Source organism: Nocardioides anomalus (assembly GCF_011046535.1).
Lineage (GTDB): Bacteria > Actinomycetota > Actinomycetes > Propionibacteriales > Nocardioidaceae > Nocardioides > Nocardioides anomalus.
In genome coordinates this window covers 365,652-392,504 of record NZ_CP049257.1, presented here as the reverse complement: position 1 = coordinate 392,504, position 26,853 = coordinate 365,652, and the positions used below count along the sequence as shown (strand labels likewise).

The 26,853-nt window shown below is 75.5% G+C and carries 29 protein-coding genes; 17 read left to right on the top strand and 12 right to left on the bottom strand.

The window, feature by feature from the left end:
• Positions 1 to 198 precede the first annotated feature (198 nt).
• The 7 genes from G5V58_RS02045 to G5V58_RS02015 are packed head-to-tail and all read left to right on the top strand — an operon-like array spanning position 199 to position 7,002.
• Entirely contained in the window at positions 199 to 1,344 is a 1,146-nt protein-coding gene (locus tag G5V58_RS02045) for an NAD(P)H-dependent amine dehydrogenase family protein (protein ID WP_165228319.1), read from the top strand.
• A complete protein-coding gene (locus G5V58_RS02040; protein WP_165228317.1) occupies positions 1,341 to 1,841 on the top strand; it encodes a carboxymuconolactone decarboxylase family protein in 501 nt (166 codons plus the stop codon). The genes G5V58_RS02045 and G5V58_RS02040 overlap by 4 nt, the downstream gene beginning before the upstream one ends.
• Before the next feature lie 59 nt (positions 1,842 to 1,900).
• Positions 1,901 to 2,998, top strand: coding sequence for a hypothetical protein (locus tag G5V58_RS02035; RefSeq protein WP_165228315.1), 1,098 nt, complete (start codon positions 1,901 to 1,903; stop codon positions 2,996 to 2,998).
• Positions 2,995 to 3,597 carry a DUF4129 domain-containing protein gene (locus G5V58_RS02030; protein ID WP_165228313.1) on the top strand — a complete coding sequence of 201 codons (603 nt, stop codon included), beginning with the start codon at positions 2,995 to 2,997 and terminating at the stop codon, positions 3,595 to 3,597. The genes G5V58_RS02035 and G5V58_RS02030 overlap by 4 nt, the downstream gene beginning before the upstream one ends.
• Complete coding sequence (locus tag G5V58_RS02025) at positions 3,594 to 4,724, top strand: DUF4350 domain-containing protein (RefSeq protein WP_165228311.1); 1,131 nt, start codon at positions 3,594 to 3,596, stop codon at positions 4,722 to 4,724. Before G5V58_RS02030 ends, G5V58_RS02025 begins: the two co-directional genes overlap by 4 nt.
• Positions 4,721 to 5,710, top strand: a complete 990-nt coding sequence (locus G5V58_RS02020; RefSeq protein WP_165228309.1) for an AAA family ATPase — start codon at positions 4,721 to 4,723, stop codon at positions 5,708 to 5,710. Before G5V58_RS02025 ends, G5V58_RS02020 begins: the two co-directional genes overlap by 4 nt.
• Positions 5,710 to 7,002: a DUF58 domain-containing protein gene (locus G5V58_RS02015; RefSeq protein ID WP_165228307.1), complete on the top strand. Its 1,293-nt coding sequence runs from the start codon at positions 5,710 to 5,712 to the stop codon at positions 7,000 to 7,002. The genes G5V58_RS02020 and G5V58_RS02015 overlap by 1 nt, the downstream gene beginning before the upstream one ends.
• Here the strand turns inward: G5V58_RS02015 and G5V58_RS02010 are convergent.
• Positions 6,999 to 7,610: a hypothetical protein gene (locus G5V58_RS02010; RefSeq protein WP_165228305.1), complete on the bottom strand. Its 612-nt coding sequence runs from the start codon at positions 7,608 to 7,610 to the stop codon at positions 6,999 to 7,001. The two genes, G5V58_RS02015 and G5V58_RS02010, sit on opposite strands and share 4 nt — an antisense overlap.
• A 29-nt stretch (positions 7,611 to 7,639) precedes the next feature.
• Here G5V58_RS02010 and G5V58_RS02005 point away from each other — a divergent pair, with 29 nt between their 5' ends.
• Positions 7,640 to 8,053, top strand: coding sequence for a DUF1772 domain-containing protein (locus tag G5V58_RS02005; RefSeq protein WP_165228303.1), 414 nt, complete (start codon positions 7,640 to 7,642; stop codon positions 8,051 to 8,053).
• Positions 8,054 to 8,096: 43 nt separating this feature from the next.
• Here the strand turns inward: G5V58_RS02005 and G5V58_RS02000 are convergent, their stop codons facing one another.
• The 3 genes from G5V58_RS02000 to G5V58_RS01990 are packed head-to-tail and all read right to left on the bottom strand — an operon-like array spanning position 8,097 to position 11,375.
• On the bottom strand, positions 8,097 to 9,938 hold the full coding sequence (locus G5V58_RS02000) for a hypothetical protein (RefSeq protein ID WP_165228301.1): 1,842 nt from the start codon (positions 9,936 to 9,938) through the stop codon (positions 8,097 to 8,099).
• Positions 9,939 to 9,993: 55 nt separating this feature from the next.
• Complete coding sequence (locus G5V58_RS01995) at positions 9,994 to 10,989, bottom strand: hypothetical protein (RefSeq protein ID WP_165228299.1); 996 nt, start codon at positions 10,987 to 10,989, stop codon at positions 9,994 to 9,996.
• Positions 10,986 to 11,375, bottom strand: coding sequence for a PadR family transcriptional regulator (locus G5V58_RS01990; RefSeq protein WP_196240550.1), 390 nt, complete (start codon positions 11,373 to 11,375; stop codon positions 10,986 to 10,988). The genes G5V58_RS01995 and G5V58_RS01990 overlap by 4 nt, the downstream gene beginning before the upstream one ends.
• A gap of 84 nt (positions 11,376 to 11,459) precedes the next feature.
• Between G5V58_RS01990 and G5V58_RS01985 the strand changes: the two genes are divergently transcribed.
• Positions 11,460 to 12,455: a stage II sporulation protein M gene (locus G5V58_RS01985; protein ID WP_165228295.1), complete on the top strand. Its 996-nt coding sequence runs from the start codon at positions 11,460 to 11,462 to the stop codon at positions 12,453 to 12,455.
• A 7-nt stretch (positions 12,456 to 12,462) separates the two neighbouring features.
• A complete protein-coding gene (locus G5V58_RS01980; RefSeq protein WP_165228293.1) occupies positions 12,463 to 13,272 on the top strand; it encodes an RDD family protein in 810 nt (269 codons plus the stop codon).
• Here the strand turns inward: G5V58_RS01980 and G5V58_RS01975 are convergent.
• The 3 genes from G5V58_RS01975 to G5V58_RS01965 form a co-directional block, all read right to left on the bottom strand.
• Positions 13,269 to 13,988, bottom strand: a complete 720-nt coding sequence (locus tag G5V58_RS01975) for a hypothetical protein (protein WP_165228291.1) — start codon at positions 13,986 to 13,988, stop codon at positions 13,269 to 13,271. The two genes, G5V58_RS01980 and G5V58_RS01975, sit on opposite strands and share 4 nt — an antisense overlap.
• A gap of 309 nt (positions 13,989 to 14,297) precedes the next feature.
• A complete protein-coding gene (locus tag G5V58_RS01970; protein ID WP_165228289.1) occupies positions 14,298 to 14,795 on the bottom strand; it encodes a SigE family RNA polymerase sigma factor in 498 nt (165 codons plus the stop codon).
• Complete coding sequence (locus G5V58_RS01965; protein WP_230487008.1) at positions 14,792 to 16,099, bottom strand: MFS transporter; 1,308 nt, start codon at positions 16,097 to 16,099, stop codon at positions 14,792 to 14,794. Before G5V58_RS01965 ends, G5V58_RS01970 begins: the two co-directional genes overlap by 4 nt.
• Positions 16,100 to 16,129: 30 nt before the next feature.
• Here G5V58_RS01965 and G5V58_RS01960 point away from each other — a divergent pair, with 30 nt between their 5' ends.
• Positions 16,130 to 16,840, top strand: coding sequence for a tetratricopeptide repeat protein (locus tag G5V58_RS01960; protein WP_165228287.1), 711 nt, complete (start codon positions 16,130 to 16,132; stop codon positions 16,838 to 16,840).
• Here the strand turns inward: G5V58_RS01960 and trmB are convergent, their stop codons facing one another.
• On the bottom strand, positions 16,841 to 17,563 hold the full coding sequence (trmB, locus tag G5V58_RS01955; RefSeq protein WP_165228285.1) for a tRNA (guanine(46)-N(7))-methyltransferase TrmB: 723 nt from the start codon (positions 17,561 to 17,563) through the stop codon (positions 16,841 to 16,843).
• 150 nt (positions 17,564 to 17,713) lie between these two features.
• On the opposite strand from trmB, the gene G5V58_RS01950 reads away from it, so the two are divergent.
• From G5V58_RS01950 to G5V58_RS01940, 3 genes are read left to right on the top strand one after another with little or no spacing between them, the layout of a single operon-like run.
• Positions 17,714 to 17,860, top strand: a complete 147-nt coding sequence (locus G5V58_RS01950; RefSeq protein WP_165228283.1) for a hypothetical protein — start codon at positions 17,714 to 17,716, stop codon at positions 17,858 to 17,860.
• Between the two features lie 26 nt (positions 17,861 to 17,886).
• Positions 17,887 to 19,677, top strand: coding sequence for an ABC transporter ATP-binding protein (locus G5V58_RS01945; RefSeq protein ID WP_165228281.1), 1,791 nt, complete (start codon positions 17,887 to 17,889; stop codon positions 19,675 to 19,677).
• Positions 19,674 to 20,456 carry a serine/threonine-protein kinase gene (locus G5V58_RS01940; protein WP_165228279.1) on the top strand — a complete coding sequence of 261 codons (783 nt, stop codon included), beginning with the start codon at positions 19,674 to 19,676 and terminating at the stop codon, positions 20,454 to 20,456. Before G5V58_RS01945 ends, G5V58_RS01940 begins: the two co-directional genes overlap by 4 nt.
• Here the strand turns inward: G5V58_RS01940 and G5V58_RS01935 are convergent.
• Genes G5V58_RS01935 through G5V58_RS01920 form a run of 4 tightly spaced genes read right to left on the bottom strand, consistent with a single transcriptional unit; the run spans position 20,419 to position 24,300 of the window.
• On the bottom strand, positions 20,419 to 20,802 hold the full coding sequence (locus G5V58_RS01935; protein ID WP_230487007.1) for a DUF4190 domain-containing protein: 384 nt from the start codon (positions 20,800 to 20,802) through the stop codon (positions 20,419 to 20,421). The two genes, G5V58_RS01940 and G5V58_RS01935, sit on opposite strands and share 38 nt — an antisense overlap.
• Before the next feature lie 12 nt (positions 20,803 to 20,814).
• On the bottom strand, positions 20,815 to 21,696 hold the full coding sequence (locus G5V58_RS01930) for an alpha/beta hydrolase family protein (RefSeq protein WP_165228277.1): 882 nt from the start codon (positions 21,694 to 21,696) through the stop codon (positions 20,815 to 20,817).
• Positions 21,697 to 21,730: 34 nt separating this feature from the next.
• The gene (locus tag G5V58_RS01925; RefSeq protein ID WP_165228275.1) at positions 21,731 to 22,162 is read right to left on the bottom strand and encodes a MarR family winged helix-turn-helix transcriptional regulator; all 432 of its coding nucleotides are present in this window, start codon (positions 22,160 to 22,162) and stop codon (positions 21,731 to 21,733) included.
• A gap of 53 nt (positions 22,163 to 22,215) precedes the next feature.
• Positions 22,216 to 24,300, bottom strand: a complete 2,085-nt coding sequence (locus G5V58_RS01920; RefSeq protein ID WP_165228273.1) for an ATP-binding protein — start codon at positions 24,298 to 24,300, stop codon at positions 22,216 to 22,218.
• A gap of 136 nt (positions 24,301 to 24,436) precedes the next feature.
• Here G5V58_RS01920 and G5V58_RS01915 point away from each other — a divergent pair, with 136 nt between their 5' ends.
• The 3 genes from G5V58_RS01915 (at position 24,437) to G5V58_RS01905 (ending at position 26,835) form a co-directional block, all read left to right on the top strand.
• Positions 24,437 to 25,126, top strand: coding sequence for a GAF and ANTAR domain-containing protein (locus G5V58_RS01915; protein ID WP_165228271.1), 690 nt, complete (start codon positions 24,437 to 24,439; stop codon positions 25,124 to 25,126).
• Positions 25,127 to 25,342: 216 nt separating this feature from the next.
• Positions 25,343 to 26,512 carry a fatty acid desaturase family protein gene (locus G5V58_RS01910; protein ID WP_165228269.1) on the top strand — a complete coding sequence of 390 codons (1,170 nt, stop codon included), beginning with the start codon at positions 25,343 to 25,345 and terminating at the stop codon, positions 26,510 to 26,512.
• Positions 26,513 to 26,544: 32 nt separating this feature from the next.
• Entirely contained in the window at positions 26,545 to 26,835 is a 291-nt protein-coding gene (locus tag G5V58_RS01905; protein WP_165228267.1) for a hypothetical protein, read from the top strand.
• The last annotated feature ends 18 nt before the right edge of the window (positions 26,836 to 26,853 follow it).

Below are 26,853 nucleotides of genomic sequence, written 5' to 3'. Positions count from 1 at the left end.
GCAGGCCGAACTCGTCGAACGCAGGAGACGCGATTCAGGAGTCAAGCCGTGCGGCGCACCCCGGCAACCCGCCAGAGCAACCGGAACAGTCTGACAGAGACCGGCGGCAGCCACAAATTCGGCGCCGACCCCCGCGCGCGGCGGCGCCCGGGGGCGCAGCGGTGGTGGTAGGAGCGGTCTCCACCCTACAGTCGGGGCGTGCCGGACGAGAACACGTTCTACTTCCCCGACCCGGCGGCCGAGCCGACCGACGTGGTCGTGTGGGGCACGGGGAACATGGGCCGCGCCGCGATCCGGGCGGTGGTGGCGCACCCCGCGCTGCGGCTCTCGGCCGTGCTCACCGGTGCACCGGACAAGGTGGGCCTGGACGCCGGGGACGTCGCCCGGCTGGACCGCACGCTGGGCGTGCCGCTCACCTCCGAGGTGGACGCGGCCCTCGCCGGAGCCGGGGCGGTGGCCTACACCGCGTCCGGGGACGTGCGCCCCGAGGCGGCCCTGGCCGACGTACGTCGGGCGCTGGCGTCGGGCGCGGTGGTGGTGACGCCGTCGGTCTACGCGCTCTACGACCCGCGCAGCGCCCCGGCGGCGCTGGTCGACCCGCTGCGCGAGGCGTGCCGGGCGGGTGGCTCGGCCCTGTTCGTCTCCGGCGTCGATCCCGGCTGGGGCAACGACGTGCTGCCGGTGCTGGTGAGCGCGCTCGCCGGCGAGGTCGAGCAGGTGCGCTGCCGCGAGGTCTTCGACTACTCCACCTACGACGCCGCGGAGGCGGTGCGGCTGCTGGTCGGGATGGGCGAGTCGATGTCCTACGAGCCGCCGATGGTCGCGCCGGGTGTGCCGACCATGGTGTGGGGCGGCCAGGTCCGCCTGGTGGCCCGCGCGCTCGGCGTCGAGCTGGACGCGATCGAGGAGAGCCTCGAGCGCCGACCGCTCGAGGCGGACGTGACCACGGCGCTCGGGCTGTTCGCGGCCGGGACCCAGGGCGCGCTGCGCTTCGAGGTCCGGGGCGTGGTCGACGGCGTGCCGCGGATCGTGGTCGAGCACGTCACCCGGATCGCGCCGGGCGTGGCGGCGGACTGGCCGGTGCCGCCCGACGGCGGCGCCGGCGCGCACACCGTGCTCATCGAGGGCCGGCCGCGGATCGAGGTGTCGCTCGAGGCGACCGACGAGCCGGTCGACGGGGTCGGCAACCGGGCCGCCGGCGGCAACGCCACGGCGGCGAACCGGCTGGTCAACGCCATCCCGTGGCTGCGCGCCGCCGAGCCGGGCGTCTACGACGGCCTCGACGTGCCCCTGTCCCCCGCCGTCGGGCGGTTGACCGGTTCGAGCAGGAAGGCGCCCGCATGATCGTCGACGTCCCCGAGGGCCAGGACCCGATCGTCCACGTCTGGGGCCGGATGGTGCCGGGCATCGGGCCGGCCGCCGCGGCGTTCGCCCAGGCGGTCTACGAGCACAGCACGCTCGGGCTGCGCGAGTTCGAGGCCGCGCGGCTGCGGATCGCGCAGATCAACGGGTGCCTGTTCTGCCAGGACTGGCGCACCGAGCGCGCGGGCGAGAGGGTCGAGGACTCCTTCCCGGACGCGGTCACCGCGTGGCGGACCACCGAGGACCTGGACGAGCGGGCCCGGCTGGCCGCGGAGTACGCCGAGCGTTACGCCCTGGACCACCACGGGCTGAGCGAGGCGTTCTGGGCGCGGATGAAGGCGGTCTACTCCGACGCCGAGATCGTCGAGCTGACCATGTGCCTGGGCTCGTGGCTGTCCTTCGGCCGGCTCAACCGGGTGCTCGGCCTGGACACCGCCTGCGTGCTGCCCTCGCACCACGCGGAGCGCGCCGCTCCCTGAGCACCCGGGCGATCACGAGAAGCGCGTCGCCGCGAGCGGCGGCCTGAGAGGATTGGCCCATGACGGACCCGGGGAGCCCGCCGCCGCCCGGCTGGCAGCCGCCACCCCCGCCACCCCCGTCGTACGCCGGCCAGCCGCCGCCCGGGTGGGCGCCGCCGCCGGTCCCGCCGCAGCAGCCCCCGACGTGGGCGCCGGGCATGCTCGGCGCCGCGCACAAGCCGGGCGCGATGCCGCTGCGGCCGCTCACGCTCGGCGACATGTACGACGCGGCGTTCCGCGTCATCCGGTTCAACCCCAAGGCCACCGTCGGCTCGGCCGTGCTGGTCTCGGCGGTCGCGTGGGTGGTGCCGATCGTGGTCACCGCGGTGCTGAGCTTCACCGTCGGCACCTCGCTGGACACCACGGACGGGTCGTCCCTGGACGACCTGGAGCTGGTCGGCGTGGTGGGCTCGATCGGCTCGTGGGCCATCGGCCTGGTGCTGAGCACCTTCGGCACGATCCTGGTCACCGGCATGACCGCGCACGTGGTGGCGGCGGCCGCGATCGGGCGCCGGCTCAGCCTCGGGGAGGCCTGGGCCGCCACCCGCGGCAAGCGGTGGCGGCTGGTCGGGCTGGCCCTGCTGCTCGGGGTGTCGGCGCTGCTGGTCGTCGCGGCGTACGTCCTGCTGTGGGTCGCCGTCCTCGCGGCCGCCGGGGACAGCACCCTCGCGGTCGTGGTGTGGGCCGTGGTGAGCATCCCCGTCTTCCTGGCCTTCCTGGTGTGGTTCTGGGTGCGCGTCTACTACCTCCCGGTGCCGGCGCTGATGCTCGAGCCGGTCGGGGTGGTCGGTGCGGTCGCGCGGGGCTTCGCGCTGACCCGCCGCCAGTTCTGGCGCACCCTCGGCATCGCGCTGCTCACGCTCGTCGTGGTCGGCATCGCGGGCAACGTGGTCGGCGTGCCGGTCAGCATCGTGGCCCAGGTGGTGATCGCGGTGACCGGGCTGAAGTACACGCTCATCGTGCTCACCGTGTCCCAGGCGCTCTCGCAGGTCCTCTCGTCGGCGTTCGTGACGCCGTTCACCTCCTCGGTGACCTCGCTGCAGTACCTCGACCAGCGGATGCGCAAGGAGGCCTACGACGTCGAGCTGATGCAGCAGGCCGGGGTCACCACCTCGTGAGGCTCGACCCCCCGCTCGGCCCCTCCGGCGACGAGGCGCGCTCTGCGCTGCGCCGTGAGCTGCTGCGCCCGGAGTACCACGACCAGAACGTCTTCCTGCGGATCCTGGACTGGCTCCAGCGCAAGGTCGGCAGCGGCCTCGACCAGGCCCAGCAGGCGCCGCCGCTGTCGACCTTCATGGCCATGGTCGTCTTCCTGCTCCTCGCCTTCGCGCTGGCCTGGCTGGTCTCCCGCGCCCGGCGCACCGCCTCCGAGCGGGGCCTCGAGCAGCCCGTGCTGACCGGCGAGACGGTCAGCGCGGACGAGCTCCGGGCGCGGGCCGAGGCCGCGCTGGCCGCCGGGCGGCACGAGGAGGCGCTGGTCGAGGCCTTCCGCGCGCTGACCCTGCGCCAGGTCGAGCGCGGCCGGCTCGGCGACGCGCCGGGCGCGACGGCACACGAGGTCGCGGAGTCCCTGGCCGGGGAGTACGCCGGCTCGGCCGACCAGGTCCGCCGCAGCGCGGGCCACTTCGACGCCGTGCTGTACGGCGACCGCCCGGCCACCCGGGAGCAGGCGGCGGCCGTGCTGGCGCTCGACGACGCCCTGGTGGCCCGGCGGTGAGCACGACGACGGCGGCCCCGGGCCTGCTGCGCCGGCACCGCTCGACCGTGCTCATCGGCGCGGCCCTGCTGGTCGCGGTGGTCGTGGCCGTCGTGGTCGGCGTCGGCACCCGCACGACGGCGCCGATGGACCCCGACAACCCGGACCCGACCGGCGCCCGCGCGGTGGCCCGCGTCCTGGACGACCAGGGCGTGGACGTCGAGGTGGTCCGCGACGCCGACGCGCTCGCGGCCGCCACCGTCGACGGCGCGACCTCGGTGGTCGTGGTCTCCCCCGAGCTGCTCGGCCCGAGCACCATCGACCGGCTGCGCGAGGACACCGCCGAGGCCCACCACGTCGTGGTCGTCGGGGCCGGGCCCGGGGTGGCCGACGCCCTCGGCGAGGTCGGCGGCGGCGGCATCGCCACGCTCGGCCAGGGCCGCGAGGCCGGCTGCGACGACCCGCGCTTCGCCGGTCTGACCCTCGAGGTGGACGCGGCGGCGGTCTACCCCGACGGTGACTGCTTCGCCGGCCAGGTCGGTGCCGTGGTGGCCGAGCCGGCGGACGGCATCACCCTCTTCGGTGCCGACCAGGCGCTCACCAACGACCAGGTCCTGCGCGCCGACAACGCGGCCGTGGCGCTGCGGCTGCTCGGCCAGGACCAGCGGCTGGTCTGGTACGTCCCCTCGCTCGACGACCTGCTCGACGGGGAGGGCGTCACCCTCCAGTCGCTGCTGCCGCGCTGGGTCCGGCCGTCCCTGGTCCTCGGCGTCCTGGTCCTGCTGCTCGTCGTGCTCTGGCGGGCCCGTCGGCTCGGACCGCTGGCCACCGAGCCGCTGCCCGTCGTGGTCCGCGCCGTGGAGACCACCCGCAGCCTGGGCCGGATGTATCGCCGCTCGGGCGACCGCGGACACGCGGCCGAGGCCCTGCGCCGCGCGGCCCGGGCCCGGCTGGCCGAGCGGCTGCGGCTCGGCTCGGCGGCGCGGGCCGAGGACGTGGTGCGCGAGGTCGCGCGGCGCACCGGCCGGACGCCGGAGGCGGTCGGGGACCTGCTGGCCCCCGGCGGCGGCGTACCGTCCTCGGACCGCGAACTCATCACGTTGGCCAACCAGCTGGCCGAGCTCGACAGAGAGGTGCGCCGCACATGACCGAGTCCCCCCAGGCCGCCAGCGCCCCCGACGCCGGGGGCGCCCGCGAGCGCCTGGCCGCGGTGCGCGCCGAGGTCGGCAAGGCCGTGGTCGGTCAGGACGCCGCGGTCTCCGGGCTGCTGGTCGCGCTGCTCTGCGGCGGGCACGTGCTGATGGAGGGCGTGCCCGGCACGGCCAAGACACTGCTCGTGCGCACCCTCGCCGGCGCCCTGTCGGTGGGCACCCGGCGCGTGCAGTTCACCCCCGACCTGATGCCGGGCGACATCACCGGCTCGATGGTCATCGACAGCCGCCAGGGCGCCGAGCTGACCTTCCGCGAGGGCCCGGTCTTCACCAACCTGCTGCTGGCCGACGAGATCAACCGGACGCCGCCCAAGACCCAGTCGGCGCTGCTGGAGGCCATGGAGGAGGGCCAGGTCTCGGTCGACGGCGTCAGCCACCCGCTGCCCGCGCCGTTCCTGGTCGCCGCGACCCAGAACCCGGTCGAGTACGAGGGCACCTACCCCCTGCCCGAGGCGCAGCTGGACCGCTTCCTGCTCAAGGTGGTGCTGCCGATCCCCGAGCGCGAGCAGGAGCTGGAGATCCTGCGCCGGCACGCCGCGGGCTTCAACCCGCGCGACGTGCGCGCCGCGGGCGTCACCGCGGTCGCCGGGCCGGCCGACATCGCCGCCGGCCAGGCCGCGGTCGGGACGGTCTCGGTGAGTCCGGAGGTGGTCGGCTACATCGTCGACATCGCGCGGGCCACCCGCGAGTCGCCGTCGCTCTCGCTCGGTGTCAGCCCGCGCGGCGCGACCGCACTGCTGCGCTCGGCCCGCGCGTGGGCCTGGCTGACCGGGCGTGACTTCGTGACGCCCGACGACGTCAAGGCGCTGGCCCACGCCACGCTCGTGCACCGGCTCGGGCTGCGGCCCGAGGCCGAGCTCGAGGGCGTCGACGTGGCCGAGGTCCTCGCCTCCGCGCTGAACTCGGTGCCGGTCCCGCGCTGATGGTGCTCACCGGCCGCGCGCCGCTCCTGCTCCTGCTGGGGCTGGTGCCGGTCGTGCTGCGCCCGCAGGCGTCCACGGTCGGGCTGTGGCTGCTCGTCGTGGCCGCCGTCCTGCTCCTCGACGTGCTGCTCTCCCCCGCCCCGTCGTGGCTCTCGCTGACCAGGCGGCCGGTCGGCACCGTGCGGATGGGGTACGACGCGACCTCGGAGCTGGTCGTGGCCAACGACGGCCGGCGGCGCGTCAGTGCGCTGGTCCGCGACGCCTGGCAGCCGACCGCGGGCGCCGGCGCCAACCGCCACCGCGTCGTGCTGTCCCCCGGCGACCGGGTCCTGCTGCGCACCCCGCTGCGGCCCCGGCGCCGCGGCGACCTGCGCGCGCTCGGCGTCACCGTCCGCACCCGGGGGCCGCTCGGGGCGGCCGGCCGGCAGCGCACCTTCCCGGTCGGAGGAGCGGTGCGGTCGCTGCCGCCGTTCGAGTCGCGCAAGCACCTGCCCAGCCGGCTCGCCCGCCTGCGCGAGCTGGACGGACGCGCCGCCGTGCGGGTGCGCGGGGCGGGGACGGAGTTCGACTCCCTACGCGAGTACGTCCGCGGCGACGACGTCCGCTCCATCGACTGGCGGGCCAGCGCCCGCAACCGCAACGTCGTGGTGCGCACCTGGCAGCCCGAGCGCGACCGGCGGGTCGTGCTCGTCCTCGACACCTCGCGCACCTCGGCCGGCCGGGTCGAGGACGTGCCCCGGCTCGACTCGGCCATGGACGCCGCCCTGCTGCTCGCCGCGCTCGCGGCCCGGGCCGGCGACCGGGTCGACTTCGTGGCCGGCGACCGCCGCGTCCGCGCGCGGCTGCGCTCGGCCGGCGCCCGCGACGTCGCCGCGAACCTCCAGGAGACGATGGCCGACCTCGAGCCGGTGATCGCCGAGGCCGACTGGTCGGCGCTGGCCGGGGCGGTCACCCAGTTCGGGCGGCAGCGCGCGCTCGTCGTGCTGCTGACGCCGCTGGAGCCGAGCGCCGTCGAGCAGGGACTGCTGCCGGTGCTCCCGTCGCTGACCCGGCACCACCGGGTCGTCCTGGCCTCGGTGCGCGATCCCGAGCTCGAGCGGCTGGCCGCCACGCGCGGCACCATCGATGAGGTGTACGACGCGGCGGCGGCCGAGCAGGCCATGGTCCAGCGCCGCCGCACGGCCGAGCTGCTGCGCGCCGTCGGGCTCGACGTGGTGGACGCCGACGCCGAGCGGCTGCCGCCGGCGCTGGCCGACCACTACCTGGCCCTCAAGGCCAACGGGCTCCTCTAGGCGCCGGGCGGCGGCGCGAGCCCGGCCGCCTTGAGCTCGAGCGCGGCGAGGCGGCGGACCACGTCGGGGTCCTGGCGGCGCCAGGCCGCGGCCGGGTCGTCGCTGACGCCGGCCAGCACGTGCAAAGGCTGGTGGGCCATGGCCCGCAGCGCGAACAGGTCGAGGTCGGCCGCGGAGTCCAGGAACCGTTGGCCGGCGGTCGCGTTGCGCACGAACCGGATCCGCGGCGGCAGGTAGAAGGCCAGCGCCAGCAGGATCGGCACGAGCGCGACGGCGAGCGTGATCCAGAAGGCCATGGTCTCGACCGCCGCGACCTGCGAGCGGCCGGCGGCGGCCATCTGGTCGGCCGACGAGCCGGCGCCGTCGAAGGGGCGGCTGGCGTCGTCGCCGACGTACGGGATGCCACCCACCGTCGAGCCGGCGTCGCGCAGCCGGCTCGCCATCGAGGTCCCGGCCTCGTCGAGCTTGCGTCCTGGCGCGGCCAGGGCCATCACCGCGTCGTGGGTCTTGGCGGCCAGGTAGATCCAGACCACGACCCAGACGGCGAGACCGAGGTCGCCCAGGAGCTGGAGCTCGCGGCGGCCCGGCAGGTCGGCGTACAGCTTCATGACCCGCAGTACCCCTATCGTCTGGACTCGTGAAGGAGCTCGCAGGCGCGGCGTTCGTCGCCGCGGCAGGGGTGCACGCCGGCTTCCAGGCGACGGTGAGCACCGTGGTGTACCCGACCCTCTCCCACGTCCGGGCCGCGCACTGGCGCCAGGCGCACGACCGGCACAGCCGGGCCATCGCGCCGCTGGTCGGCGTGGTGTACGTCGCGCTGGCCGCGACCGCGGTGTGGTGGCTGCTGGTCGACCGGACCGCGTGGGCGGTCGTCGCGGTGGTGCTGGCCGCGGCGACCGTGCTGGTGACGGCGGCCTTCGCGGCGCCGCTGCACCGGCGGCTGGTCAAGCGCGACGACGCCCTCGTGGCGCGGCTGCTGCGGGTGGACCGGGTGCGCACCGGGCTCGCGGTCGCGGCCCTCGCGGCGGCGCTGGTGGCGGTCGCGCTCTAGGGCGGGTCGATCAACTCAGCGTGGATGCCTTGATCAACACGCCCTAGTCGGTGCGGGCGCGGTCGCGGCCCACCAGGGCGCCCCCGAGCCCGAGGACGTGGCGCAGGCCGCGGACGCCGGGCGCGGTGTCGACCCAGGACCGCTGGACCGAGCGGCCCAGCCACGCGCCGACCTCGGCCTCGACCTCCTGGCCGTCACCGCGACCGCGCAGCACGACGGTGCCGCCGTCGGTGTCGAGGCTGAGCCGCCACCACAGCCCGCCCGCGGCCGGGCCGAGCCGGGCCCGCCGCACGTCGGCGACGTCCACGGTCAGGACCTGGTCGGTGGTGTCGCCCTGCCAGACGGTCAGCATCCGCTTGCGCATCTCCACGGTGGCGTCGCGCGGACCGCGCGGCTGGAGCAGCCGGGGGCCGTGGGAGTCGCGGAAGACGTGCAGGGTGCGGTCGGTGAGCACCACCATCCGGGCGGCGAGCCCCTGGCGGGCCAGGAACGAGCCGACCGGTCGCTGGGGCCGCGGCGCCCGGTCGTCGTCGAGCCACAGCGGCTCGTGGACGTCGACGCCGAGCCGCTCGAGGGCCTCGCGCAGCTCGGCGTACGCCCGCTCGACGCCGCCGCCGCTGCGCACCATGGTCAGCACCTCGGCGACGATCGTCTCGACCGGCAGCGTCCAGCCGTCGGCCTCCGCGTCGAGCCGCGTCCCGTCCGGCCAGCTCCAGGTGGGCACGAAGTGCCGCGAGTCCACCGCCGCCACGCTGATGGCCGCGGTCAGGACGCGGGTGACGGTCTTCTCCGCGTGGGCGCGGCCCTCCTGCTCGACCAGCCGCAGGACCGAGTCGAGCGTCACCGCCGGGTCGTACGACGAGCGCCGGGCGGTGTCGAGGACCCGCGAGACCAGCGCCCGCCACTGCGGCACGCTGACCTCGGCCGGGTGCTGGTCCCAGGTGAGCGGCTCGAGCCCCGCCCCGCGCCGGTCCAGGTCGAGCGCGACCCGCTCCTCGTGGCCGGCCACCAGGTCGGCCAGGACGCCGGTCGGCGGCCACCACGGCCGCGGCCGGGCCAGCCACCCGGCCCGGTCGGCGCCCTCGACGAAGTGCCGCAGCCCGGTGAACGGCGCCACGTGCCGCCGCCCGCGCTCGTAGGCCGGCGCGAGCCACTCCGTGCGCAGCAGCAGCCAGGCGTCGGCGACCTCGTCGCGCGCGTCGCGGGCGTCGGAGGCCGCCTGGGACCGCGCCACCAGGGCCCGCTCGCACGCCCCCGCCCAGTTGCCCAGGTCGCCCTCGAGGGCCGCGGCCTGGGAGCTCACGGTCTCGGTGAACCACGCGCTGAACCACGACGGGCGCGGGCGGCGGCCGACGAGCGGGCGCCCGATCTGGCCGTGCGCCACGCGCAGCGCCCACCGCACCGAGCGGTGGTCCTCGACCTCGGCCTGCGCCACCGCGACGCGCAGCAGCTGGCTCAGCTCGCCCTGCTGCAGGCAGGCCAGCAGCGGCATCCCCACCACCAGCTCGCCCTCGGTGACCTCGAGCTCGGGCTGCGCCACCAGGCGGACGACCTCAGGAAACGCCACCGTGCGCTCGGGGTCGAGCACCCCGCGCAGCGCGTCCCGGTCCCGCCGGCCGAGCACGTGGCCCGGCCGCACGACCCGCCGCGGCCAGAACCGCGTCACGTTGTAGCCGGTCGCCGCGAGCAGGACCGACCAGATCACGACGTACACCGGGCGGATGGTGATGGCGACCAGCAGGAGCAGCAGGCTGGCCACCACGAGGAACGCCATGAGGCACACCGCGGCCGCCCACGCCCCGTTCAGGGCCCGGGCTGATCGCACCAGGCGGGTCCGCGCCTCGTCCAGCGAGTCGGACACGTCGACGGTGGCCGACATGCTCACGGGGGTATTTTCCCGGTCCGCCCGCCCCCCGCGCCCGGCTTTGCCGGAACTGGTGTCAGGGGCTGACCGGGCTCACCGGCGGGACCGAGGCCAGCGGCACCGGCCGGAAGCCGGGCTCCCCGACCTGGCCCAGGTCGCGCAGGCAGGTCCCGCGCTTCTGGGTGCGCTGCGGCAGGGGGAAGACGTTGTAGAGCTGCGTGGTGCCGTTCAGCCAGGGGCAGGTGACCTCGCGCTGCTGGCCGCGACCCATCGACGAGCGCGGCGAGACCGCGACCGGCCGGCCCTCCTGGTCGAACAGCTGCACGCCCTGCAGCGGCTGGCCCTGGGCGTCGTAGGCGTAGATGTTGCGCACCACCTCGCGGCCGTGGCGCAGCACGTCGGGCGCCTTGGCCGGGTGCAGCGGCGAGGCGTAGACGGTGTGGTCCTGGTGACCGGTCGGGAGGGTGAAGGTCAGCGGGAGGAGCACGGCGACGACGTTGAGCCCGACCAGGACCAGCCGCGCGGCGGTCGAGCGCTCCGGCCCCGACCCGGGCCACAGCCGGCCCAGCCCGATGAGCACGCTGATCACGACGGCGGCCAGGAGCACCACCGGCCCGAGCAGGGGTACGCCGAGGGTGGGCCACAGCGTCACGCGCTCCCACGGCCCGGCCAGCTGGTCGAGCAGCGTCGCCGCCACCCACGCCCGCAGCACCCACCACGCCGGGCGCAGCGCCTCGACGAGCGTCCACGCGGTCCGCGTCGCCTCGTGGCGCGTGGTCCACGACGTCCACTCGTCCCGGGCCTCGTCCAGCACGTCGGCCACCGACCGGGCGGGCCGGCGCAGCCGCAGCCGCGGCGCGCGCGCAGCGCCGAGGCCGGCGGCGGCGCGCAGCTCGGCGGCGTACGCCGTGGGGTCGGGCAGCGGGTCGCCCGCGGCGCGCTGCTCGGACAGGTCGGCCTCGAGGCCGTCGAGGAGCTCTTCGCGCTGCTCCTCGTCGAGGTCGAGCAGCTCGCGGCGCACGCGGTCGAGGAACGCGGCGACCTCGGGGTGGACGGCGGTGGTGGGGTTCACGCGGAGGCTCCCTGGTGCTGGTTCTCGGGCTGCGGCTCGGGGGTGCTGCTCGGGCGGGTCACGGTGCGGGTGTCGGAGAGCAGGGCGCTCACGGTCTGCGCGAAGCGCTCCCAGTCCTCGGTCTGGCCGGCCAGCTGGGCCCGGCCGGCCGGGGTGATGCCGTAGTACTTGCGGTGCGGGCCCTCGTCGGACGGCACGACGTACGACGTGAGGGCGCCGGCGGCGTAGAGCCGGCGCAGGGTGCCGTAGACCGACGCGTCGCCCACCTCGCTCAGCCCGCCGGCCCGGAGCCGGCGCAGCACGTCGTAGCCGTAGCCGTCCTCGTCCTCGACCACGGCCAGCACGGCCACGTCGAGGACGCCCTTGAGCAGTTGGGTCGTGTCCACGCAGCGCACACTACTGCGCGACGCGCAGTAGTGTGTTCACGAGGACAGCGTACGGCGTGTCGCGGGCCGACTTAGGCTGTCGGCGTGGACCTCGACGCCTACGTGCTGGCCCACGCCCAGGAGTGGCAGCGCCTCGAGCAGCTGCTGCACCGCGGCAAGCTGAGTGGCGCCGAGAGCGACGAGCTCGTCGGGCTCTACCAGCAGGTGGCCACCCAGCTCTCGGTCGTGCGCACGTCCGCGCCGGACCCCTCGCTGGTCGCGCACCTCTCCAGCCTGCTGGCCAAGGCCCGCAACAAGGCCGTCGGCACGCGGGTCAGCTCGTGGCGGGGCTTCCAGGCGTTCTTCACCGAGCGCTTCCCGGCCGCCCTCTACCGCCTGCGCCGCTGGTGGCTGGGCTGCCTGGCCGGCAACGTCGTGGTCACCGGAGTGCTCCTGCTCTGGCTGATCGACCACCCGAACGTCGAGCAGAGCCTGCTCAGCCAGCAGGAGATCGACCAGCTGGTCAACAACGACATCGAGGGCTACTACTCGGAGTACGCCGCCTCGCACTTCGCGCTGCAGGTCTGGATCAACAACTCGTGGGTCAGCGCGCTGTGCATCGCGTTCGGGATCCTCGGGCTGCCGGTGATCTACCTGCTCTACGGCAACATCGAGAACCTCGCTGTGCTCGCCTCGCTGATGACCCACGCCGACCGCGGCCAGCTGTTCTGGGGCCTGATCCTCCCGCACGGGCTGCTCGAGCTGACCTGCGTGTTCGTCGCCGGCGGCGTCGGCCTGCGGCTGTTCTGGTCGTGGATCGAGCCCGGCGAGCTGACGCGCACCCAGTCCATCGCCCGCGAGGGCCGGACGGCGGGGACGGTCGCGCTCGGCCTGGCCTGCCTGCTCGCGGTCAGCGGCGTGATCGAGGCGTTCGTGACGCCGTCCGGGCTGCCCACGTGGGCGCGGGTCGGCATCGGCGTCACCGCCGAGCTGGCCTTCTTCGCCTACGTCTTCGTGCTCGGTCGCCAGGCCCACCACCGCGGCGTCACCGGCGACGTGGACGCGCGCTACCTCGAGGACCGGGTCGCGACCCAGGCATGAGCACCGCATGAGCACCCCCGAGTTCGCCACCGTCACCACCGACGACCTGGTCACCGGCGAGGCCGTCGCCCTCGACCTGCCCCCGGCCAGTCTGGGCAGCCGGATCGTCTCGGGGCTCATCGACGCCGTGGTCACGATGATCCTGTTCGTGGCCGCGATCTTCGTGTTCGTGGTCGCCGCGCTCCAGGCCGACGAGGCCCTGGTCTGGGCGGCGTTCGTGACCACGATGATCACCGTCTTCCTGGTCTACCCCGCGACCCTCGAGACGCTGACCCGCGGGAAGTCGCTCGGCAAGCTGGCCTGCGGTCTGCGCACCGTGCGCGACGACGCCGGGCCGATCACCTTCCAGCACGCCTTCGTCCGCGCGCTCATCGCCATCCCGGAGATCTACGTCTTCACCGGTGTCCCGGCGTTCTTCTCCGCGCTCATCAGCTCGCGCGGCAAGCGCCTCGGCGACTACGCCGCCGGCACCTACGTCGTGCGCGACCGGGTGCGCCTGCGCCTCAACCCGCCCACCCTCATGCCGCCGCCCCTCGCCTCCTGGGCCCGCCAGGCCGACATGGCCACGTTGCCGACCGGGCTGGCGCTCGCCGTGCGCCAGTTCCTCGCGCGCCTGCCGACCCTCGACCCCCACTCCCGCGCCACCATCGGCACCCGGCTGGCCGACCAGGTCAGCCAGTACGTCGCACCCGCGCCGCCGCCCGGCACCCCGCCCGAGGCCTACCTCGCCGCCGTCATCGCCTCGCGCCGCGAGCGTGACCAGGCCCGCCTGCACCGCGAGGCCGAGCTGCGTCGCCGGCTGACGGCCCGGCCCTAGCCCGGCAGCGCCAGGGTGCCGGTCCGGTCGACGTAGCGCTGCACGCACGCGTGGTCGATGAGCGAGCAGCTCCACAGCGACCTCGCGCCGCCGACCGCGGTCAGCGCCCAGTAGTCCTGAGCCGAGGACCACCAGGCGGCGACCGGGACCCCGCCCAGGTCACCGTCCAGCACCTCGGCGGCCCCGGTCGAGGTGGCGACGACCGTGTCGCCCCCCGCCCACTGCGCGCCCGTGGGCGAGAGGGCGCCCGCCCGCGCCGGGACCTGGCGCGGCCAGACGTCCGAGTCCGGTGCGTACAGCGCGACGTGGTCCGGGCCGGCGACCGCGGCCACGCCGCCGGCCAGCTGCCCGCGTGCCTCTGCGGTGACCGGCGCCAGCAGGGACGGCGCGTGCCCGGACCGGGGCCGCTCCAGCACCACGCGCCCGTCGCGGCGGACCACCTGGTCCCCGCCGTCGACGGCGAGCAGGGTCCCGACGAAGCCACCCTGACTGGCCGCCTCCCAGCTCCACGCGCCGTCCGTGGTGCCGTGCTCGTGGTAGCCGCGGTCCTGGTCGACCCAGGCCACCACGGTGCCGTCGAGCGACATCGCCGCGCTCCGCACCGGCCCCGTGCTGAGCGCGCGGACGTCCCCCAGGCCGTCCGCGGTGAGCTGGGCGACGACGAGGTCGCGATCCGGGCCGATGCCCACGACGCCGTGCGACCCGCGGCCCAGCACGCGCTGGAGCAGCAGCCCGGTCGGCTCGACGTCCCCCCTCGGCGTCGAGCAGCGCCAGCTCGCCGTCGAGCACGACGGGGACGCCCGCTTGCGGGTCCGGTGCCGCGGAGGTGGGGGTGTCCGGCGCCCCGGGCAGGACGGAGACACCGAAGGCGACCGCGGCCACCGCGGCGGCCACCGCGACGGTGCCCCCGGCGCGCGCCCGCCTCCGCACCGCGCGGGCCCGGCGCTCGACACCGAGCGGGTGCGTGGGCGGGACGTCGACGGCGTCGCGGACGGAGGTCAGCACCTCACGCAGGTCGGTGGGCGTCATCGGCTCAGCTCCAGGTCGGGGAGGGCGGCGCGCAGCCGCTTGAGGGCGTGGTGGGTCTGGCTCTTGATCGAGCCGACGGAGACGCCGAGCTCGCGGGCGGTCGCCTCCTCGGTCAGGTCCTCGAGGTAGCGCAGCACGAGCGTGGCCCGCATCCGCGGCGGCAGCCGGCGGATCTCGGCCCACAGCGCGAGGTGGTCGGCGCGCACGTCGAGACCGCCGGCGTGACCCGGGTCGGGCAGCTCGTCGGTCGCGAGCTCGCGCCAGGGCCGGCGCCAGCGGCTGGCCAGGGCGCGCACCATCGCCCGGCGGACGTAGGCGTCGGCCGCGCCCTTGTCGCGGACCGCCGCCCACCTCACACAGGTCTTGGCCAGGGCGCCCTGCAGCAGCTCCTCCGCGTCGTGCGGGTCGCCGCTCAGCAGGTACGCCGTGCGGTAGAGCGGCGCCCAGCGTGCGGCCATGAACTCCGCGAAGCTGAGCTCGCTCGGGTCGGTCACGGAGAGGAAGGACGAGCCGGGGCCTCAGAAGGTTGAGAGTGCCGCGGCAGCGTGAGGCACAATCCGGCGGCGACCAGGCAGAGCCCGCCGGCCGTGAGCCAGGCGACGAGGTAGTCGCCGAGCCCCTGGCGGATCCAGCCGGCGTACGCCGCGGCGACGCCGGCGCCGACCATGTGGCTGGCGAAGACCCAGCCGAAGACCACACCCGCCTTCTCTGCGCCGAAGTGCTGGCGGCACAGCGCCACGGTGGGCGGGACGGTGGCGACCCAGTCCAGGCCGTAGAAGACCACGAAGACGAACAGGCTGGGCTCGACGGTGGGGCCGAGCAGCGCGTGGACGACGAGCAGCGAGAGGCCGCGGAAGAAGTAGTAGCCGAAGAGCAGGTAGCGGCTGTCCACCCGGTCGGTGAGCCAGCCGCTGGCGATGGTGCCGACGATGTCGAAGACGCCGATGAGCGCGAGCAGCGAGGCGCTGGTGGTCTCGGGCATGCCGTGGTCGTGGGCGGCGGGGATGAAGTGGGTGCCGATGAGCCCGTTGGTGGACCAGCCGCAGATCCAGAACGTCGCGAAGAGGATCCAGAACACCCGCGAGCGCGCGGCCTCGCGCAGCGTCCGCACGGCCAGCCGGGCGGCGCTGGCCGAGGCGGTGACGGGCGGGGGTGGCGTCCAGTCCGCGGGCGCGCCGTAGGGCGTGGTGCCGACGTCGGCCGGCTGGTCGCGGACCACCCAGGCCACGAGGGGCGCGAGCAGGAGGGCGAAGGCGGCGACCAGCCCCGCGGCGTAGCGCCAGCCGGGACCGTCGGCCAGGTGCGCGATGGTCGGCAGGAAGACCAGCTGACCGGTCGAGCTGGCCGCGGAGAAGACGCCGACGACCACGCCGCGGTGGGACACGAACCAGCGGTTGGCCACCACCGCGCCGAAGACCAGGGCCAGGGCGCCGGTGCCGATCCCGACCGCGAAGCCCCACAGCAGCCACAGCTGCCAGGCCTGCGTCATCACCAGGGTGAGCCCGGATCCGGCCGCGACCAGGACCAGCGACCAGCCCACGACCCGGCGCACGCCGAAGCGCTCCATCAGCGCGGCCGCGAACGGCGCGGTGAGGCCGTAGACGACCAGGTTGAGGCTGACCGCGCCGCTGGTCGTGGCCCGCGACCAGCCGAAGTCCTCCTCGAGCGGCTCGAGCAGCGCGCCCGTGCTGGAGCGGAAGCCGGCCGCGGCGATCAGGGCCCCGAGCGTGACCAGGGCGACCAGCCACGCGCGGTGCAGCCGCCGGGTGCCCGGGGGCCGCTCGACGACGGCGGTCACGACGCGAGCGTATTCCGGCACGATGGGCCCATGACCGACGTGGCCGCGCTCTGGGACTTCGGGGACCCCGCCGGCTCCGAGGCCCGCTTCCGGGCGGCCGCGGAGGAGGCGGAGGGCGCCGAGCGCCTGGTCCTGCTCACCCAGCTCGCGCGGGCGCTCGGCCTCCAGGAGCGCTACGCCGAGGGGCACGCCGTGCTCGACCACCTCACGGTCCGCGACGACGAGGTCGCGGTGCGCAGCGAGCTCGAGCGCGGGCGGCTGCTGCGCTCGGCCGGCTCACCCGACGACGCGAGGCCGCACCTGGAGGCGGCCGCCCGCGCCGCGGCGGAGGCGGGCCTCGAGGCGCTCCACGTCGACGCCCTGCACATGGTCGCGCTCGTCGCGCCCGCGGCCGAGCAGGGAGCGCTCACCGAGCAGGCGCTGGCCGTCGCGCGCTCCGCGCAGGACCCGGCCGCTCGAAGGTGGGAGGCGTCGCTGCTCAACAACCTCGGCATGGTGCACGCCGACGCGGGCGACTGGGACGCGGCGCTGGCGACGTTCGAGCGGGCCCTCGCCGTACGCCGGCAGCAGGGCGAGGCCGGCCCGACGCGCGTCGCGCGCTGGATGGTGGGCTGGGCGCTGCGCAACCTGGGCCGCACCGACGAGGCGCGCGCCGTGCAGACCGCGCTGAAGGCCGAGCTCGAGGCGGCCGGCGAGGAGGACCCCTACGTCGACGAGGAGCTCGCGCTCCTCGGAGGGTGATCAGACCCGGCGGTAGGCCAGGTCGACGATGGCCCGGCCGGCCTCGAGGCCCTTGCGCTCGAACCGCGTGACCGGCCGGTCGGCCCACCGCTCGACCACGCCGCCCTCGAGCGCCGGCTCCGCGTCGAGCACCTTCTGCATCTGGGTGGCGTAGTCGCCCCAGTCGGTGGCCAGGCGCCACGTGGCGCCGGGCGCGAGCCGGCTCACGGCCAGCCGCGCGAACGCCGCGTCGACCAGCCGCCGCTTGTGGTGGCGCTGCTTGGGCCACGGGTCGGGGAAGAACGTCCACAGCTCGGTCAGCGCGCCCGCGCCGATGAGCTGCTCGAGTGTCCACACCGCGTCGACGCCGACCAGGCGCACGTTGGACGCGCCGGCCTCGGCCACCCGCCACAGGGTGTCGGCGACCCCGGGGCGCCAGACCTCCAGCGCGAGCACGTCGTACGCCGGGCGCGCGGCGGCCAGCGCGGCCGTCGCCTCGCCCACGCCCGAGCCGATCTCCACGATCAGCGGCGCCTCGCGGCCGAACCAGTCGGCCAGCGAGAAGCCGGGCTCGTCCACGGCCTCGTCGGGGATCACCCACGCCTCGTGGTGCGCCGCCCACGCCGCGGCCTGCTGCGGGGTGAACCGGTTGCCGCGCCGGGAGTAGCTCAACACCTCCCGCACCCGTCGCCCGTCGGCGGTCAGCTTGTGGTGCGGGCGGGCGGGGGCCACGCGCTCGTCCATCCGCTCATCGTCCCAAGAGCGCGCCCGACGACCGCAATCGTGGGTCCGCGACGCGGGTGAGGACGCTCTCACGCGCACCTCACGGTCGGCTCACGGTGGCCGGGCAGCGTTCGGGGCGTCAGAGAACACCACCGGACAAGGAGACACACCATGGCCCGCTCGCACCTGCTCAAGGCCCTCCAGCCCGCTCGCGTCACCGGCCGTCGCGGCCGCGGTCGCGGTCGGGGTCGCGGCCACACCAGCACCGGCACCCACACCGGGACCGGCACGCGCACCCGCACGCGCACCCACGGCTGACCGGATCCGCAGAGGCCCTGTCGATCGTGGTCACCACCGAGGGGGCGGGCCTGCAGGCCCGCCCCCGTCGCGTCCTGGCGCTGCTGCGCCCCGAGCGGGACACCGCGCCGATCGTCGGCGAGGCGCCCCCGATGACGGTGCGGGAGGTCGCCCGCCGCTTCTGGCCCGACGTCCGGCCGCTGCGGGGCTGGCTGCTGCTGCTCGTGGTCCTGCTGGCCGCGGCGCCGGTGATCGCGGTCCTCGAGGTGCTGCTCTTCCAGCGGCTGGTCGACGACGTCCTGGTGCCGGCCACGCTCGGCCCGCTGCCCTGGATCGCCGGGCTCTACGTCGGCCTGAGCCTGCTCAGCGCGGTCAGCTCCGGGCTCGACGACTACCTCTCCACCTGGGTCTCGCAGCGCTTCCTCGTGGGGCTGCGGACCCAGGTGTTCGGCCACGTGCTCGGCCACCCGAGCCACGTCCAGGACCGCAGCCGGCTCGGCGACACCATGTCGCGGCTCACCTCGGACACCGCCGCGGTCGAGTCGTTCATGATCGGCAACCTGGCCACCGGGACCGGTGCGGTGCTGCGGCTGGCGGTGTACGCCGGCGCGCTGTTCTGGCTGCAGTGGCAGCTGGCCCTGGCCAGCCTGATCGCGGCGCCGCTGCTGTGGTGGGTGGCCACGTACTTCTCGCGGCTGGTCAAGGACGTCTCCCGCGAGCGTCGCCGCCGCGCCGGCTCGCTGAGCGCGATCACCGAGGAGCGGCTGGCCAACGCCACCCTCGTCCAGACCTGCAACCGCGAGGCCGACGCGATCGCCGACTACCACCGGCAGAACGTCGCGATCGCCCGCGCCGAGCTCGTGGGCGCCCGGATCCGCGCGGTCTTCCTGCCCCTGGCCGACCTGGCCGAGCTGCTCGGCACGCTCGCCGTCATCGCGCTGGGCACCTGGGCGCTGGCCACCGACCGGCTCACCCTCGGCGGGCTGATGGCCTTCCTGGCCCTGCTCGTGCAGTGCTACGCGCCGCTGCGCACCCTGGGCAACCTGCTGCCGGCCCTGCACTCCGCGACCGCCGGCGTGGAGCGGATGGTCGAGCTGCTCGACGAGCCGCTCCCCCAGGACGCGCCCGGCGCCCGCGACCTCACCGGCGTGCGCGGCGCGGTCACCCTCGAGGGCGTACGGGTGCGCTACACCGGGGCCGCCCGCGACGCCCTGCACGGCGCCACGCTCCGGGTCGAGCCCGGCGAGCTGGTCGCCCTCGTCGGCCCCAGCGGGGCCGGCAAGTCCACGGTCGCCCGGCTGCTGACCAAGCACGTCGAGCCCACGGCCGGCGTGGTGCGCCTCGACGGCCAGGACCTGCGCGACCTCACCGCGCGCTCGGTCCGCGACGCCGTCACGCTGGTGCCGCAGGAGACCGCGCTGCTTGACGACACCATCGCCGCCAACATCGCCTTCGGCCGCCCCGGCGCCGGTCGCCTCGAGGTCCTCGAGGCGGCCCGCCGCGCCGACGCCGACGGCTTCGTCCGGGCCCTCCCCCAGGGCTACGACACCCGCGTCGGGCAGCGCGGCCGCTCGCTGTCCGGCGGCCAGCGCCAGCGCGTCGCCGTGGCCCGGGCCCTGCTGCGCGACGCCCCGGTGCTCTTCCTGGACGAGCCGACCACCGGCCTCGACGCCGACACCTCGCGCCGGCTCATGACCGCGATCGCGCGGCACCGCGCCGGCCGGACCGTCATCGTCGCCACCCACGACCCGGTCGCCCTGGAGCACGTCGACCGGGTGATCCACCTCGAGGACGCCGGGCTCGACACCCAGCCGCTGGCCGCGGGGTCGGGCCGGTGACGCAGGTCGGCGCCGAACCGCGCGTCGTGCCTCCCGGCGAGGAGCTGCTCCCCGGCTACGTCGTCGAGGCGCTGCTCGCGCGCGGCGGGCGGGTGGACACCTACGACGTGACCTCGACCGGGCGCGACTGCCGGGCCGTGGTCAAGGTGCTGCGCGAGGACCGGGAGCACGACGCCCACGTGCGCGAGGCGGTGCTCACCGAGGGTGCGCTGCTCACCGCGCTGAGCCACCCCCACCTGGTCCGCGGCTACGAGGTCGTGCGCTCACCCCGGGTCGCGGTCGTCACCGAGACGCTGCCCGGCGCGACCCTGGCCGCCCTCCTCGACGACCGGCCGCTCCGCCCCGTCGACACCGCCGTGCTCGGCCGCCAGCTGGTCTCGGCGCTGTCCTACCTGCACGCCCACGGCTGGCTGCACCTGGACCTCAAGCCCGACAACGTGGTCGTGCAGGAGGGCCGGGCCGTCCTCATCGACCTCGGCGTGGCCACCCGGCCGGGCCGGCTCGAGCGCGGCGTCGGCACCGAGGGGTACGCCGCACCGGAGCAGCACGCCGGCCTGGTGGTGTCGGCCGCGACGGACGTCTGGGGGCTCGGGGCAACCCTGAGCGAGTGCACCCGTGGCCGGCCCGGGCCGCTCGGGCCGCTGCTCGAGGCGTGCGCGGCCGCCGACCCCGCGAGCCGACCCGCGCTGGGCGAGGTCCGCGACGAGCTGGACGCCGTGCTGAGCCGCCGGCCCGCGGGACTCAGGGCGAGCTGGTGGAGACGCCGATCACCGCGATGATGACGACCGCCACCACGAACAGCAGTGAGAGCCCCAGCAGGATCGTCACGATCATCCCGATGATGCGGCCGGCGTTGGCGCTGGAGCGACCGCCGTACTGACCGCCGCTCGCGTCGATCTCGCCGACCACCCGGTTGCCCATCACCCAGGCGAACGGCCCGACCAGGCCGCACACCACGATGCTCACGATCCCCAGGATCAGCACGGTCGTGGCCTGGGGGTGGTCCGCCTGCATCGCGTAGCCGTAGGGCGGCGGCGCGCCGTAGGGCGGCGGCTGCGGGGTCCCGTACGGCGGCTGCGGGGGCTGCTGCGACGGCTCGGGCTGCTGCTCGGGCGGCTGGGTCACGGCGCCATCTTGTCAGCCCGTCGACCGCGCCGAGGTGCGCTCGGCCAACCAGGCCAGCAGTGGTCCGGTCAGCGGCGTGGCCTCGCCCTCCGGACCGGTGACCAGGTCCCAGCCGTGGCTGGTGGGCGCCGCGAGGAACGCGCTGCCCGCCGGCGCGTGCGCGGCCACCGCGCGCGCCGCGGCCACGGCCTCCGCGCCCTCGGTGTCGGCCATGGCGACCAGGACCGGCACCGGCAGCGCCCGGCCGCCGCGGGCCGTCCCCAGGCCCGGCCAGTCCGCCGGACCGGAGAGGTCGACGACGCCGGCGAGGCCCGGGACCGCGACGCCGGTCATGAGCGCGACCGCGCCTCCCATCGACGCGCCCACGACCACGACCCGGCGAGCGCCCAGCTGCTCGCGTGCGTAGCGCACCGCCAGCCGGGCCGGGTCCACCTGGTCGGCGTCGGTGAACGTGCCGTCGTCGACCTTGCGGCACCGCGCCTCGCCGTAGCGGCACAGGTCGACCGCCAGCGTCGTGTAGCCGGCCGCGGCGGCGATCGGCAGGAACGGCAGCCACCCGCAGAGGCCGTTGCCGTCGGTCTGGTGGAGCAGGACGAGCGCGGTCGACCCGGTGCCGAGCCGGACGGCCGGGATCCGGCCCACCGCCGGGTCGGTGAGCGTGAGCGGCTCGTACGACGCGCCCTGGACCCTCGGCGGCTGCGGGCCGCACCGGCCGAGCGCGCCGGGCAGCGTGGCCCAGGCGGCAGCGGACGGCGAGGCGGCGCCGGTCGTGGTCGCGGTGGCGGCACCGGGCGCCGGTGCCGGCTCCGCCGGACGGCTCGAGGAGCCCGACCCGCACCCCGTCGCCGCCACCGCGACGAGGACCACGACCGCTGCCCGCACCTGGCTCCGCATGCCGGCACATCAGTACGAACTCGAAGTATCTGCCTCAGTCGTGGTGGAGCGCTCGGTCGATGCGGGCCAGCTCGGCCCGGGCCTGCGCCACCGAGCCGTCGCGCGCCAGCCGCCGGTCGACAGCGCGCAGCGCGCGGCGGAACGCGGTCCGCGCGACCGCGTGGCGCGCGGCGCCCTGCTCGGTCAGCGCCAGGCGGTGCGCGCGCCGGTCCGCGGGGTCGCGGGTGCGCTCGAGGTCGCCGCGCGCCTCCATGGCGTTGAGGTAGCCGCTCAGGGTCGCGGGGCGCAGGCCCAGCGCCTCGATCAGGGCCTTGGGCGAGGTCGAGCCGTCCGCGACCTGGCTGTACACGGCGTACTGCGCCGGCGAGAGCCCGCTTTCGGCGAGCGCCTCCTCGAGCAGCGCGCCGAGGTGCTGGCCGACGACGAACAGGTCGAGCGCGACGTTGCCGCCCCGTGTGCCCGACACCAGCGCCGGCTCGTCGCGTCGCACCACCCGCGCAGGCCAGCGGCGGGGCGGGGTCAGGCCGGCTGAGGCGCCGCGCCGGTCGGGTAGGAGACGTGCACGGGCAGCGCGCGCCGGGGCAGGGCGTGCGGCAGCGTGACCCGCACGACGGTGCCGACCCGGCTGTCCTCGACCGCGATCGAGCCGCCGTGGCGCTCGACGATGCGCTGCGAGATCCCGAGCCCCAGCCCGGAGCCCTCGGCCGCGTGCACGGCCACCCGGTGGAAGGCGCTGAAGACCCGGTCGCGGTGCTCCGGCGGGATGCCGATGCCGTTGTCGGTGACCCGGATCTCGACCTGCCCGTGCGACTGCTCCACCAGGACGAGCACGTCCGGCCGCACGCCGGGCGCGACGTACTTGACGGCGTTGGCCACCAGGTTGTCCAGCACCATGCGCAGCAGCTGGGCGTCGGCCAGCGCACAGCCGGCGCCGACGATGCGGATGGCCGGGACCGGTGCGCCGGCGACGGGCTGCGAGCGCGCCTCGGCCACGTCGCTGGCCACGGCGACCAGGTCGACCGGCTCGCGCTTGAGCTCGCGGTCCCGGGCGATGGTGTAGTCGAGCAGCGCCTGGATGAAGTCGCGCATCCGCACCGCCGCGCCGCCGATCCGCCGGGTGATGGCCGCGCCCTCGTCGGCGCTCACCGCCTCACCGGCCTGGAAGGACTCCTCGAGGATCTCGTTCCACGCCTCGACGACCGCGAGCGGGTTGCGCAGGTCGTGGGCGACGTGCCCGGCGAAGGTGGCCAGCGCGTCCTGACGCAGGCGGTCGGCGGTCACGTCGTGGTAGGTGACCAGGACCCGGGGCGCGGCCTCGGGGTCCAGGGCCGGCAGCAGCTCGGCGTCGGTGCGCAGGTAGCGCAGCACGCTGCCGTCCTCGCGGCGCAGCTCCAGCTCCTCGCCCGCCACCCGCTCGCCGCGCAGCGCCCGGAGGTACGGCGCGCGCTCCGTGGTCACCCGTGAGCCGTCGGCCTCGTAGAGCAGGAAGGTCTCCGCGGGCACCACGTGCTCGAGGTCCTCGGCCAGCCCCATCAGCCGGCGCCCCGCGGGATTCATGACCAGCACCTCGCCGTCCGCGCGGACCACGACGATGCCGTCGTCGACCTCGCGCAGCACCTGGTCGATGAGCTGGAGCCGGGACGCGGCCAGCCGCTCGGCGCGGGCGAGCTGAGCCCGCGCGATGCTCAGCGACAGGCCGGTCATGGAGGTGATGAGCACGAAGAGCTGGGCCACCACCGCGCGCTGAGCGGGGTCAGCGATGGCGCTCGCGAAGACGCCGTGGCCGGTGAGGGTGAAGCCGACGGCCAGTGCGCCGGTCAGCAGGCCGTGGGCCGCGGCCGCCACCGGCGAGAACCGGATGCCGGCCCACACCGTGCCGATGAGCAGGACGAAGCTCAGCGGCAGGTCCTCACGCCACCCGAAGCACACCGCGTAGAGCGCCGCCGTCGTGGCCACGAGCGCGACCGCCTCCGCGGTCCGTGCGGGCTCGAGGCGCGCCCACGACCGCCCGCCCGGTCCCCACCCGCGCGCGGCCACCAGCAGCCCGAGCGAGGCGACGGCCACGATGGTCGAGGAGATCCGCCCCCAGCGGACCAGGAAGGCCGCCAGGTCGCCGCTCGGCAGGCCGGCCAGGGCCTGGGACCCGGTGCTCAGGGCCGCGACGACGAGGGCGGACAGGACGGCGGCCGCGAGGAAGGCACCGAGGTCGGCCAGGCCCCACTCGCGCCGGGTGCCGCCGAACGGCACCAGGTCGCGACGCCAGCGCCGCATGAGGAGCACGAAGGTCCCCACCTGCGCCAGCGAGATGAGCACGCCGAAGACGACGAGGGCGTCGGGGAGCCCCAGCCGCGCGGAGAGCACCGGCCCGACGACCGCGAGCACCGCGACGTCGTAGGGCACGGTCCGCCGGGTGCTGAGCGAGAACCACAGCACCGCCACGCCGGCGCTCGGCGCCACCAGGGACAGCGGACGGTCGGGGAGGGACAGGCGCACGCCGAGCTCCCCGGCGAGGCAGAACGCCAGCCCCCAGGCCGCGGCGCGCAGCACGGGGTGGCTCCACGGGGACGGCGTCGCCCGTCCCGTGTCGCCGGAATCCCCGTCCACGCGGTCAGTGTGTCGACGCCGACCGCGGTCCGCAGGACATTCACCGAACCGTTCCCGTCCCGTGCAGGAGGCCGATCAGCCCACCCGACGGGGTGGAACCCTTGTCCCGGGAGCCCCGGGGGGTGAGGCTTCGCAGGTGAGCGTCGACGGCTTCTCCCAGCGCGTGGCCTCGGCCGTGCGCGAGCTGCAGGCTCAGCACGGTCAGCAGGACACCATGGTCCGCGCGGTGGGCCTGGCCGTCGACCTGGTCCCCGGGTGCGACTTCGCGGCCGTGACCGAGGTGCGCGCTCGTGGTGTCGGCGTCCTGGCGGCCAGCGACGAGCGACTGGAGGCCCTGGTCGCCCTCCAGCACGAGCTCGAGGAGGGACCGTGCCTGACGGCTGCCGAGACCCGGGACGCCGTGGTCAGCGACGAGGTGGCCACCGACCCCCGCTGGCCCGCCTGGGGGGACCGCGCGCACGGCGGGCTGGGGTTGCGCAGCGTGATGAGCCAGCCTCTGTTCACCACCGGCGGGAACCTCGGCGTGCTGAACCTCTACTCGGTGAGCGGCGCCGCGTTCGCGCCGGAGCACGTCTTCGAGGACGGGTCGACGCTGGCGGCGCACGTGAGCGTGGCCCTCGCCGCGGCTCGCAACGCCGAGCAGCTCGAGGTCGCGATCGCCTCGCGCACGGTGATCGGCCAGGCCACCGGCATCATCATGGAGCGCTACGACCTGGCCCCCGACCTGGCCTTCGGCGTCCTGGCCCGGCTCTCCCAGCAGACCGAGCGCAAGGTGCGCGACCTGGCCGATGAGCTCGTGCGCACACGGGTGCTCCCCCAGCACTGACCCCCCTCGGGTGTGGGCGCGGTGCGAACGGATACCTGGGTCCAGCGCCAACCTGGGGAGCGCTACCCGGCCGTCGGCGCAGGCCGCCGATCTCGAGAAAAGGGATCGGCGGCCGCCCTCGACAGCCGTGCTAGTTTCGACAACGTTGAAGGGCATCAGGAAGTCTTCGGCAACCGGCACCGGGATCTTCCCGAAGCCGACGGACCGGAGGTGCGCATGGCGCAGGACACCCTGACCCCACTCCCCGCCTCGGGCGTCGAGGTCGACGCCGCGCTGGACACCCGCACGCTCGAGCGCGAGCTGGACGCGGTGCGCGCCCGGGTCGTCGCCAGCCTGGGTGCCGACGATGCGGCGTACATCCGCCGGCTGATCCTGGTGCAGCGGTGCCTGGAGCTCGGCAGCCGGGCGGTGCTGGTCGTCGGCTCGCGCTCACGGCTCGGCTGGCTGGCCGGGACGAGCGGCCTGGCCCTGGCCAAGGTCCTGGACAACATGGAGATCGGGCACAACATCCTCCACGGGCAGTGGGACTGGATGCGTGACCCGGAGATCCACTCCACGACCTGGGAGTGGGACCACGCCTCCCCCGCGGCGCAGTGGAAGCGGGCGCACAACGAGACCCACCACAAGTTCACCAACATCGTGGGCCACGACAACGACCTCGGCTACGGGATCATGCGGGTCTGCGAGGACCAGCCGTGGCAGCGCTGGCACCTGGCCCAGCCCGCCCTCAACTTCCTCACCGCGTGCGTCTTCGAGTGGGGCATCGCGATGTACGACGCCGACCTCGGCAGCGCCGTGGCCGGCAAGGCCCAGCTCGACGACAGCCAGCGCGACCGGCTGCGGGCGACGCTGCGCAAGATCGGCCGTCAGGTGACCAAGGACTACGTCGTGCTCCCCGCACTGGCCGGGCTGTCCGGGCGGCGCAACGTCCGTCGGACCCTGGCCGCCGCCGCGGTGGCCAACCTGGTGCGCAACCTGTGGTCGCACTCGGTCATCATGTGCGGCCACTTCCCCGAGGGCGTCGAGACCTTCGAGACCGAGAGCCTGGACCCCGACGAGACACGCGGTGAGTGGTACGAGCGCCAGGCGCGCGGCTCGGCCAACATCAGCGGCGGCCCGTTGCTGCACCTGCTGACCGGGAACCTGTCGCACCAGGTCGAGCACCACCTGTTCCCCGACCTGCCCAGCAACCGCTACGCCGAGGTCGCGGCCGAGGTCGAGCCGATCCTGCGGCGCCACGGGCTGGACTACCACTCCGCGCCGTTCCTGCAGCAGCTCGGATCCGCCTGGCACCGCGTGCTCCGACTGTCGCTGCCGGACGGGTGGGCTCCCCCGCGGAGCGCACCCGCCGCCGCGCGCCGGTTCGCCACGTTCCTCCAGCGCTGATCCGACGCTGGACCGACGGCGGGAGGAGCGCAGTGCCGACACCACGACGATCCGGACGCGACGACGCCCTCCTGGCGCACCTGTTCACGGAGGTCCGGCGCTGCCGGGAGAAGGTCCGCTCGGGCCGGGACCCCAACACCCTCTCCGTGCCCCACCAGGAGCAGGCCTCCCGCTGCGCCGCCCTGGCCGACGCGATGGAGGCGTACGCCGACGCCGCGGCCGGCTCCGGGGTGCCGCTGCCCTACCGCTACCGCGACGAGATGCGGCTCTACCGGGCCATGGCCACCGGCGGCCTCTCGTCGCAGCGGCCGCCGCGCCCCTGACCCACCTGGGTACCGCTC

Excerpts from the sequence above, each read along its gene's own strand:
- G5V58_RS01960 (WP_165228287.1), top strand. The coding sequence starts at position 16,130 with ATGACCGACGTGGCCGCGCTCTGGGACTTCGGGGACCCCGCCGGCTCC.
- trmB (WP_165228285.1), bottom strand. The coding sequence starts at position 17,563 with ATGGACGAGCGCGTGGCCCCCGCCCGCCCGCACCACAAGCTGACCGCC.
- G5V58_RS02010 (WP_165228305.1), bottom strand. The coding sequence starts at position 7,610 with ATGAAGCTGTACGCCGACCTGCCGGGCCGCCGCGAGCTCCAGCTCCTG.
- G5V58_RS02015 (WP_165228307.1), top strand. The coding sequence starts at position 5,710 with ATGGTGCTCACCGGCCGCGCGCCGCTCCTGCTCCTGCTGGGGCTGGTG.
- G5V58_RS01950 (WP_165228283.1), top strand. The coding sequence starts at position 17,714 with ATGGCCCGCTCGCACCTGCTCAAGGCCCTCCAGCCCGCTCGCGTCACC.
- G5V58_RS01980 (WP_165228293.1), top strand. The coding sequence starts at position 12,463 with ATGAGCACCCCCGAGTTCGCCACCGTCACCACCGACGACCTGGTCACC.
- G5V58_RS02035 (WP_165228315.1), top strand. The coding sequence starts at position 1,901 with ATGACGGACCCGGGGAGCCCGCCGCCGCCCGGCTGGCAGCCGCCACCC.
- G5V58_RS02020 (WP_165228309.1), top strand. The coding sequence starts at position 4,721 with ATGACCGAGTCCCCCCAGGCCGCCAGCGCCCCCGACGCCGGGGGCGCC.
- G5V58_RS02040 (WP_165228317.1), top strand. The coding sequence starts at position 1,341 with ATGATCGTCGACGTCCCCGAGGGCCAGGACCCGATCGTCCACGTCTGG.
- G5V58_RS01910 (WP_165228269.1), top strand. The coding sequence starts at position 25,343 with ATGGCGCAGGACACCCTGACCCCACTCCCCGCCTCGGGCGTCGAGGTC.
- G5V58_RS01930 (WP_165228277.1), bottom strand. The coding sequence starts at position 21,696 with ATGCGGAGCCAGGTGCGGGCAGCGGTCGTGGTCCTCGTCGCGGTGGCG.